8 protein-coding genes are annotated in these 8,870 nt (G+C 64.9%); 4 read left to right on the plus strand and 4 right to left on the minus strand.

Features of this window, described 5'->3' with window-relative positions; all coding sequences use genetic code 11:
- Positions 1-29: 29 nt before the first annotated feature.
- On the minus strand, positions 30-1,757 hold the full coding sequence (locus BRW65_RS24170) for an AMP-binding protein (RefSeq protein WP_073878914.1): 1,728 nt from the start codon (positions 1,755-1,757) through the stop codon (positions 30-32).
- Between BRW65_RS24170 and BRW65_RS24175 the strand changes: the two genes are divergently transcribed.
- Together BRW65_RS24175 and BRW65_RS24180 are read left to right on the plus strand one after the other, a co-directional pair.
- Positions 1,756-2,643 carry a phthiotriol/phenolphthiotriol dimycocerosates methyltransferase gene (locus BRW65_RS24175; protein ID WP_084187952.1) on the plus strand — a complete coding sequence of 296 codons (888 nt, stop codon included), beginning with the start codon at positions 1,756-1,758 and terminating at the stop codon, positions 2,641-2,643. The genes BRW65_RS24170 and BRW65_RS24175 overlap by 2 nt on opposite strands.
- Before the next feature lie 128 nt (positions 2,644-2,771).
- On the plus strand, positions 2,772-5,945 hold the full coding sequence (locus BRW65_RS24180) for an AAA family ATPase (RefSeq protein WP_073878916.1): 3,174 nt from the start codon (positions 2,772-2,774) through the stop codon (positions 5,943-5,945).
- Between the two features lie 24 nt (positions 5,946-5,969).
- Here the strand turns inward: BRW65_RS24180 and cwsA are convergent, their stop codons facing one another.
- Positions 5,970-6,404, minus strand: a complete 435-nt coding sequence (cwsA, locus tag BRW65_RS24185) for a cell wall synthesis protein CwsA (protein ID WP_073878918.1) — start codon at positions 6,402-6,404, stop codon at positions 5,970-5,972.
- A 163-nt stretch (positions 6,405-6,567) separates the two neighbouring features.
- Here cwsA and BRW65_RS24190 point away from each other — a divergent pair, with 163 nt between their 5' ends.
- Positions 6,568-7,116 carry a peptidylprolyl isomerase gene (locus BRW65_RS24190; RefSeq protein WP_067756256.1) on the plus strand — a complete coding sequence of 183 codons (549 nt, stop codon included), beginning with the start codon at positions 6,568-6,570 and terminating at the stop codon, positions 7,114-7,116.
- 22 nt (positions 7,117-7,138) lie between these two features.
- On the opposite strand, the gene BRW65_RS24195 is transcribed toward BRW65_RS24190, so the two are convergent.
- Both BRW65_RS24195 and crgA read right to left on the minus strand, forming a co-directional pair.
- The gene (locus BRW65_RS24195) at positions 7,139-7,564 is read right to left on the minus strand and encodes a PH domain-containing protein (RefSeq protein WP_073878997.1); all 426 of its coding nucleotides are present in this window, start codon (positions 7,562-7,564) and stop codon (positions 7,139-7,141) included.
- Between the two features lie 155 nt (positions 7,565-7,719).
- Positions 7,720-8,001, minus strand: coding sequence for a cell division protein CrgA (crgA, locus tag BRW65_RS24200; protein ID WP_067756253.1), 282 nt, complete (start codon positions 7,999-8,001; stop codon positions 7,720-7,722).
- A gap of 118 nt (positions 8,002-8,119) precedes the next feature.
- On the opposite strand from crgA, the gene BRW65_RS24205 reads away from it, so the two are divergent.
- Positions 8,120-8,863, plus strand: a complete 744-nt coding sequence (locus tag BRW65_RS24205) for a DUF881 domain-containing protein (protein WP_073878920.1) — start codon at positions 8,120-8,122, stop codon at positions 8,861-8,863.
- Positions 8,864-8,870: the final 7 nt, after the last annotated feature.

Here is an 8,870-nt window from a genome sequence, read left to right on the forward strand (position 1 = left end):
AGTCGACCCGGAGCGGCCGGCCCCCGGCCCTACGCATCCAACCGGTCGAACTGGTTCAGGCGGTAGCGCTCGACACAGGCCGCTCTTCGGACCTTGCCGCTGGTGGTGATCGGGATCGAACCGGGCGCTACCACAACGAGATCGGCGATGCTCACCCCATGGACGTCAGAAATTGCAGAGGTGACTTTGCGTTTGACGACGTCGAATCCGTTCCCGTCCCCGTTGATGGGATCGGCCCGGTTCTTGAGCTCGATAATGGCGACGAGCTTTTCGGTTCCCTGGTCCGGAACCGCGATAGCCGCGCAGCGTCCCGGTGCGATGCTCTGGATCGTCCCCTCCAAGTCGTCGGGAGAGTGGTTGCGGCCGTACACGATTAAAAGATCCTTGATACGGCCGATGATGAACAGCTCTTCGTCCGAGATGAAACCCAAATCCCCGGTTCTCAGCCACGGGCCTTCGGGAGTGTCGGTCGACCGGGCGACAAGCGTTGCGCCGAACGTGCGCTCAGTCTCGCTTGGTTTCTGCCAGTATCCGGTAGCGACATTGCCCCCGTGCACCCAGATCTCGCCGGTCGTTCCCGCCGGACACTCAATACGGCTCTCGGGATCAACGATGCGAACCTTCGGAGACCGCGGCACACCGTAACTGACGAGCGCCGTGCCGCCAGTGCCTGCTCGACGTTTCGCGCGACCCTCGGTCAGCTCCCCGGAGTCGAAATGAACAACCTCCGGCCGTTGACCGGCTTCACGGGTCGAGACGTACAACGTAGCTTCGGCCAGTCCATACGACGGCCGTAACACTCTGTCGTGAAGATTGAATCGGCCGAACCGCTCGGCGAAGCGCTGCAGAGTCGCGGGCTGCACCCGCTCGCCACCGTTGAAAATGCAAGATACGTCGCCAAGGTCAAGTCCGGCCAGGTCATCATCGGAGGTTCTTCGTGCGGCTAGCTCGAAGGCAAAATTAGGCGCCGCCGAATGTGCGCGACTGTTCTGCGCCAGCAATTGCATCCACCGGGCTGGCCGCTGCAGAAAGGAAACCGGATCCGTGAGCACGCTACGAAATCCCGAAAGAACGGAAAAGATGATCCCAAGCTGCAAACCCATGTCGTGATAGAGCGGCAACCAGGACACCATCGTGCTATCGGGTGGCGCAACTCCTCCGTGATCCCCGAAGAAGCCGGCATTCATGTGCTCAAAGTTGGCCAAGATGTTCTTGTGCGAAACCATAACCCCGGCGGGGGTGCGAGTCGATCCAGAGGTGTACTGCAAATACACCGTGTCCGTTGAACTCTCGGCCCTCGCGGCCGGCGCCTTCTTCGAGTCGAGATCCAACAGATCAACCTCGACAAGTGACGGAGCGGTTTCACCGCACTTCGACCCAAGGTAGCCCGCGATGTTTCCTGCGGTGGAGGACGTGGTCAGAACCGCAGAGGGCGACGCGTCGCGCAGCACCGAGCTAACGCGTTCGTCGCTGGCGGCACCGAGTGGAACCGCAATGAACCCGGCCTGTATCGCGCCGAGAAACGCGGTGACGTAGTCGAGTCCCTGGGGGGCCAGTATCAGGGCGCGGTCGCCGGTTGACCCGTGAAGCCGAAGCTCTTGCGCAAGGTTAAGCGTCCGTCGATACAGTTGCGACCACGTCAAGCTTTCCTCGATGCCGGACGGGTCGTGCTCATAATTCATAAAGGTGAATGCCGTCCGATTCGGCTGCAGACTGGCGCGTTCGCGCAGCAGGGCCGGAATGGGAGACTTGAGCATGGGCGTCAGGTTACCTCGGCCGTTATCACCACGCCGGTCATGCGGCAAAGACGATGGACGGCTGCAACGTACGTCGATCGAAAGCATCATCGATCGGCTGAATCGCAATCCGGTCGCGTTGAAGCTTCTGAATTTGCGTTTCAAATACGGCTACCGTTTTCTTAGCCGCCTGCTCATACGGGACGACGTGCTGTTCCTGAATTACGGGTATGAAGAGGATCCGCCGATGGCCCTCGAGCTGACGGCGGCCGATGAGGCCGATCGCTTTCCCATTCAGCTCTACCACCGCACAGCCACGCAGACGGACCTCGCGGGCAAGGACGTGCTGGAGGTTAGCTGCGGCCACGGCGGCGGCGCTTCGTACCTGATGCGAACCCTGCGCCCGGCTTCCTACACGGGCCTGGATCTGAACACCGTCGGAATCGAATTCTGCCGAAAAAGGCACACTCTGCCCGGGCTGGACTTCGTCCAGGGCGACGCGCAACACCTGCCCTTCCCCGATCGGGCCTTCGACGTCGTGATCAATGTCGAAGCCGCGATCAACTACCAAGACGTCCCCAAGTTCTTCGCCGAGGTGGAACGTGTGCTGCGCCCGGGCGGGCGGTTCTTGTACGCCGACATCCGTTACGCCGACGAGGTCGACGCCTGGGAGGCGGACCTGGCCAACATTCCCATGCGGCTGGTGTCGGAACGGATGATCAACGCGGAGGTGATGCGCGGGCTCGAGCAAAACCGGTTCGTCAACCAAATCACTCGTCGTCTGCCGGACATCGCGCTGTTGCGCCGCATTGCTGATGACTATGCCGGTGGGCCGGGCTCATTGATCCACCGCCGGCTCGCCAACGGCGAAGCTTCCTACCGGTTGTTCTGCTTTGCCAAGGACTGACGTGTGCTCGACACCAAAGTTTCCTGCCGCGGACGCCGAGTGAGCGGTGACACTCCCTCGTGGAGTACCAACGGCCTATCCTTTGAGGATCCAGCAAACGCGGGGGGCCCGGATCGGCGGAGGGTCGGATGACGGCCGTAGCAGCGTGCCAAGCATGCGGCACCGAACTCCTCGAGGGTGCGCGGTTCTGCCATGGTTGCGGCGCGCCCGTCCCCGAGCTCGCCGCACATGCGGAGTACAAACAAGTATCGGTGCTGTTCGCCGATGTGGTGCATTCCATGGACATCGCCGCGGCCGTGGGCGCCGAGCGGCTGCGCGAAATCATGGCCGAGCTGGTCGACCGCTGTAGCAACGTGGTGCATCGCTATGGGGGCACGGTGGACAAGTTCACCGGCGACGGGATCATGGCGGTGTTCGGGGCGCCGGCAACGCTGGAGGATCACGCTTTTCGCGCCTGCCTAGCGGCCTTGGGCGTTCAAAACGAGATCAAGCGGCTTGCTACCGATGTCCGACAGCGCGACGGTGTGGAGCTGCAGTTGCGGGTGGGACTTAATTCGGGGCAGGTGATCGCGGGCGAGGTCGGATCTGGCCCGTTGGGCTACACCGCAATTGGCGAGCAAGTCGGGATGGCGCAACGGATGGAATCGGTGGCACCGCCAGGTGGGGTGATGCTCAGCGAATCCACCGCCCGACTGGTCGCGCCGGCCGCCGTATTGGGCGACGTCGAGGAGGTGCACGTCAAGGGCAGCGCTGTCCCACTTCTGGCCCGCCGCCTACTCAGCTTGACCGGCGGGCCGCAACGAAGTGGCGACTTGCGAGGCGCCTTGGTCGGTCGGGAGCTGGAAGTGGCAACCATCGCCGGCCTGCTCGATAGATCGATGAACGGACGGGGGTGTGTGGTCTGCGTTGCCGGGCCTCCGGGCATCGGCAAGACGCGACTCGCTGATGAGGCCATCGCGCTGGCGCTTCGTCGTGGCGTCGAGGTAGTAACGGTTTTTTGTGAATCACACACCAGCGACGTCCCCTTTGTCGCGGCGGCGGGACTACTGCGCGCGGGACTCCGAATAACCGAACTCGACGACGAGGCGGCGCGGGCACAGGTGCGTGCCCGCATCCCCGACGCCCCCGACGAGGACGTGCTGCTGCTCTACGACCTGGCCGGCATTCAAGAGCCGGACACACCGCCTCCGACGATCCATCCCGACGCACGGCGACGGCGGCTGACCGCACTGATCAACTCGATGTCATTGGCCCGTACCCAACCGGTCCTCTACGTCATCGAGGATGCGCACTGGATCGATGAGGTCAGCGACTCGATGGTGGCGGAGTTCCTCACCGTAATCCCCCGGACGCCGTCGATGGTGCTGATCACCTACCGGCCCGACTACAGCGGTCGGCTCGCGAGTGTGCCTGGCGCGCAGACCATTTCGCTCTCGCCCCTGAGTGAGTCGGAAGCCGCGGCCCTGCTCGACGAATTGTTGGGCCCCGATCCATCAGTCGTCGGGATCAAAGCGCTCGTCTCCGAACGGGCCGGCGGGAACCCGTTCTTCGCGCAGGAGATCGTGCGCGAGCTGGCCGAGCGCGGTGTGCTCGAGGGCGACCGCGGTGGTTTCACCTGTGGCACGGATCTGGCCGAGGTCACTGTTCCGGCGACGTTGCAAGCCACGATTGCCGCGCGCATCGACCGGTTGGATGTCGAGGCCAAGCAGACACTGAACGCCGCGGCGGTGATCGGATCACGGTTCACGCCTGAACTACTGACCGCGGTGGGCAACTCCCCCGCGCTCGACCCGCTCCTGAAGGCCGCGTTGATCGATCAGGTTCGCTTCACGCCCAGCGCCGAGTTCACTTTTCACCACCCGCTGATCCGCAGCGTGGCGTATGAATCACAACTTCGGTCCGATCGCGCGAAGATGCACCGGCGGCTCGCGGGCGCCATCGAGGCGCGTGAGCCGGAAGCCGCCGACCAGAACGCGGCGTTGATCGCCGAACATCTCGAAGCCGCGGGCGACTTGCGGGGCGCCTATGGATGGCACATGCGCGCGGCAACGTGGGCGAGATACCGCGACATCGCCGCCGCGCGGCTGGGTTGGGAGAGTGCCTTACGGCTCGCCGATGCAATGGACACCGATGACCCGGAGCGGGCGGCCATGCGCATCGCCCCGCGCACCATGCTGTGCGGGATCGCCTGGCGGGTGCATGTGAACAACATCTGGGACCGCTTCGATGAGCTGCGGAAGTTGTGCAGCGCCGCGGGGGATAAGGCGTCACTGGCCATTGCGATGGCGGGGCTGGTGGTGGATCACGCGTTCCAAGACAGGGTGCGCGAGGCGTCGCGGCTGGCTTCGGAGGCCATCGCCCTCATCGAGTCCATCGGCGACCCCGATATGACGGTGGGGCTGTCCTTCATTCCGATCAGGGCCAAGATCGCGACCGGCGAATGGGCTGAGATGCATCGGTTGTCGCAGAGAGTGATCGACCTGGCGGACGGTGACCCGGCAAAGGGCAACTTCCTCTTCGGGTCTCCCCTGGCGCTCGCATTCGCCCAACGGGGCACCGCCCGATGGGCCCTGGGCCTTCCCGGCTGGCGAGACGATCTGCAGCGCGGCCTGGCCATGGCGCACGGCGCCGACTCCCTTTCCTACGTCACGGTCGTCAGCTACGTGTACACGACCGGAATACCGGCCGGCGCTCTTCGACCCGACGATTCCACGGTGCGCGAGATCGAGGATGCGCTGGTGATGGCACAACCGTCCGGCGACAACCTCCAATTGGGTGTCGCCTGGCTGACCCTGGGGCTCGCGCTGGTGCACCGCCACACGGACGACGAGCGTGATCGCGGACAACAGCTGCTGGCCGAGGTGCGCGAAGTGTTTCGGCAAGGGGGCCACTTCTTGTGCGATCTACCGATGCTCGATGTGTATGTGGCCCGTGAGATGGCGCGCCGCGGGGATCACGACGAGGCGATACCGCTGATGCGCGGTGCGGTCGACCATCTCATGCTGGGGGGACAGGGGCTTTCGTGGGGTGTGTTGACGACAGGCGTCTTGGTGGAGACACTGCTCGACCGCGGGACCGAAAGTGACATCACCGAAGCCGAGGCCGCAATCGAGCGGTTGGCGGCTGTGCCAGCCGCTGAAGGCCTGGCGATGTATGAGACATGGCTACAGCGGATGCGCGCCGCACTGGCGCGCGCTCAAGGTGACTTCGACGCTTACGAGCACTTCAGGAATCGCTACCGCGACTTGGCGAGAACGCTCGGCTTCGAAGGGCATATCGCGTGGGCCGAGGCCATGCCGTAGGTGTGGCCGTGCCGCCATTGCGTACTAGGGACGCGGTTGCACCTCGACACTGGGCGGCCGCGACTGCGGCTCTTGGGGCTTCGCGCGGACCGAGCGTCGCACAAGGCTGAACGCGACGGCGCCGCCGGCGAGGACCACCACGGCCGCCCCCGCGAACACCAACGGACGCCTGGTTCGGCGCTGCGCCCGCCGCGCGTCCTGCAGCGCCTGAGGCAGGTTCGAAACAACCTCCTGCGCGGCCGCCAGTTCCTGCGCCAGGGTTTCTTGGGCAGCGGCGAGTTCCTTGGCCAGGCGCCCCTCTTGATATTTGCGACGAATCTGCGCTGCGGTCGACTGCGCCGACTGGGCACTCAACCCGACGACTCCCCGCGCCACGTCCACCGGGCCCAGTGTCGAGTAGGTCAGCCCGCGAGCGAGTCGCTCGCGCGGGGACAGCCGGGATTCCGCCTTCGCGCTCATCTGCCACCTTTCTGTGCCGCCGAGGAAGCCTGTCGTCAAACTGGCTCACGGGTACTCGAACAGACTGCCAGCATAGGGACGCCGGCGGAACTGTTGTGCGCGCCTGCCCTTTCGGTCGCGGCTCGGCTCGGGGTGACACCGGGTGCGGGCATCTCCACGCGGAGTGGCAGACTCTCATGCCGTGACCAACAGCCCCTTTCAGACCGCGACCGCCACGCTGCACACCAACCGCGGCGACATCAAAGTCGCTTTGTTCGGAAACCACGCCCCCAAGACCGTCGCCAACTTCGTCGGCCTGGCGCAGGGCACCAAGGAGTACTCGACCCAGAACGCATCGGGCGGCTCCTCCGGTCCGTTCTACGATGGCGCGGTCTTTCACCGGGTGATCCAGGGCTTCATGATCCAGGGCGGCGACCCGACCGGAACGGGTCGCGGCGGCCCCGGCTACAAGTTCGCCGACGAGTTCCACCCCGAACTGCAATTCGACAAGCCGTACCTGCTGGCGATGGCGAACGCGGGCCCCGGCACCAACGGCTCCCAGTTCTTCATAACGGTCGGCAAGACTCCACACCTGAACCGCCGGCACACCATCTTCGGGGAAGTCACCGACCCGGAGTCGCAGCGGGTTGTCGAGGCGATCTCGACGACGTCCACCGACAGCAACGACCGCCCCACCGAGCCGGTCGTCATCGAGTCGATCACGATCTCCTAAAGCCCGGCGCTCTGCCGTCCGGTCAACGCGGGCCTCGGCCCGCGTAGCCGGCGGCCGTCAGTGCGTCGAGGACCTCCAGCGGGTCCGTCCCGAGGTCCCACCGAGAGAACAGCACCAGGCGATCGTCGACCGTTTCGACCTCGAGCAGCCGCACCCTGCGCCCGTAGCGGCGGAACTCGGTGATCCGGATGATCTTGATGTCCGACGGCCGCAATAACTGCGTCCGGAACCATCCCCGGAGCGCCAGGCCGTCTGCCGTAATTGCCAGCTTGGGTCGTGCGCGCCACGTCGCGCCCGCAAACAAGACCAGACCCGCCGCGGCAATCCCGGTGAAAACCCGCCCCGGCACGTCTGTGACCACGGTCACAGAGGCGATAGCCATCAAAACGCCTGCGGCCCCACAACCAGCGATTCCCGGGAGGCGGGGCTCCCATTGTGTTTGCTGCATGCGCCGCTCAGGCCCTCCCACCACGGCCTATGGAGTTATCCACAGACGCTATCAACAGTGGGGATAAATCACACGCGTGTGATTGGGTGGTCAAGATGTTGCTGGCGCAGTAACGGGGCAACCCAAAAATGAATTCATTCCGCCGCGGGTGTCGATCAGTGCCAGCGCATCGTCAGCAACAAACCGGTGATCATGAAAGCGAACGCGATGGCGTAGTTCCACGGCCCAAGTTGCGCCATCCAGTTGAGTGCAGCCGGCGCCTGGCTTCCCACGGCCGCCAGCTGGAACACCATCAGCCAGACCAGTCCGATCAACATGAGACCGACGAACAAGGCGACGAACCACACGCTCGAGGGTCCTACCTTCACCTTCACCGGCGTGCGGCTGACCGCGCTGACGGTGAAGTCATTCTTCTTGCGGACCTTGGACTTGGGCATGATTACCTCAACAAGACGGTGAGCGGGACGGGGTGCAACGATAACGACCGCAGCTGCACGCACAGCTTGGCTACGAGACTAACTCACCTGGCACGTCCACCAGGAAATTGGAGAGCAGATGAGCGACGGAGGCCGGTCACCCTGGCGCTTCGGCGTCCCGGTGGTGTGCCTGCTGGCCGGATTGCTTCTCGCCGCCACGCACGGGGTGTCCGGCGGCGCCGAGATCCGCCGCAGTGACGCGCCCCGGCTGGTCGATTTGGTCCGAGAGGCCCAGGCGTCGGTGAATCATCTCAACGCCCAACGCGACGAACTGTCCGGCAAGATCGACGCCGCGCACGGACGGTCCTCCGATCTGGCCCTGGCGGCGATGCTGCGCCGCTCCGCCGAGTTGGCCGCCGAGGCCGGCATGAACCCGGTGCACGGCCCGGGGCTGACCGTCACCCTGGAGGACGCGCCGCGCGACGCCAACGGCCGTTTTCCGCGCGACGCGTCGCCCGACGACCTGGTGGTGCACCAGCAGGACATCGAGGCGGTGCTCAACGCCTTGTGGAGCGCCGGCGCGGAGGCGATCCAGATGCAAGACCAGCGCATCATCGCCACCTCGGTGCCCCGCTGCGTCGGCAACACTCTCCTGCTCAACGGCCGGACCTACAGCCCGCCCTACACGATCACCGCGATCGGCAACGCGGCGGCCATGCAGGCCGCCCTGGCCGCCGCTCCCCTGGTCACCCTGTACCGGCAATACGTGGTCCGATTCGGGCTCGGCTACCGCGAAGAGGTCAAGCCGGACGTGCAGGTCGTCGGCCACACCGAGCCCGATCGGCTGCATTTCGCGCAGCCGATGGGAACCATCGGCTACTGATTTCCGC

Source organism: Mycobacterium paraffinicum, from assembly GCF_001907675.1.
Lineage (GTDB): Bacteria > Actinomycetota > Actinomycetes > Mycobacteriales > Mycobacteriaceae > Mycobacterium > Mycobacterium paraffinicum_A.

What these genes read in the sequence shown, in the direction of transcription:
- BRW65_RS24180 (WP_073878916.1), top strand. Translation starts at nt 2,772, where the DNA reads ATGACGGCCGTAGCAGCGTGCCAAGCATGCGGCACCGAACTCCTCGAG.
- crgA (WP_067756253.1), bottom strand. Translation starts at nt 8,001, where the DNA reads ATGCCCAAGTCCAAGGTCCGCAAGAAGAATGACTTCACCGTCAGCGCG.
- BRW65_RS24175 (WP_084187952.1), top strand. Translation starts at nt 1,756, where the DNA reads ATGGGCGTCAGGTTACCTCGGCCGTTATCACCACGCCGGTCATGCGGC.
- BRW65_RS24170 (WP_073878914.1), bottom strand. Translation starts at nt 1,757, where the DNA reads ATGCTCAAGTCTCCCATTCCGGCCCTGCTGCGCGAACGCGCCAGTCTG.
- BRW65_RS24195 (WP_073878997.1), bottom strand. Translation starts at nt 7,564, where the DNA reads ATGCAGCAAACACAATGGGAGCCCCGCCTCCCGGGAATCGCTGGTTGT.
- BRW65_RS24205 (WP_073878920.1), top strand. Translation starts at nt 8,120, where the DNA reads ATGAGCGACGGAGGCCGGTCACCCTGGCGCTTCGGCGTCCCGGTGGTG.
- cwsA (WP_073878918.1), bottom strand. Translation starts at nt 6,404, where the DNA reads ATGAGCGCGAAGGCGGAATCCCGGCTGTCCCCGCGCGAGCGACTCGCT.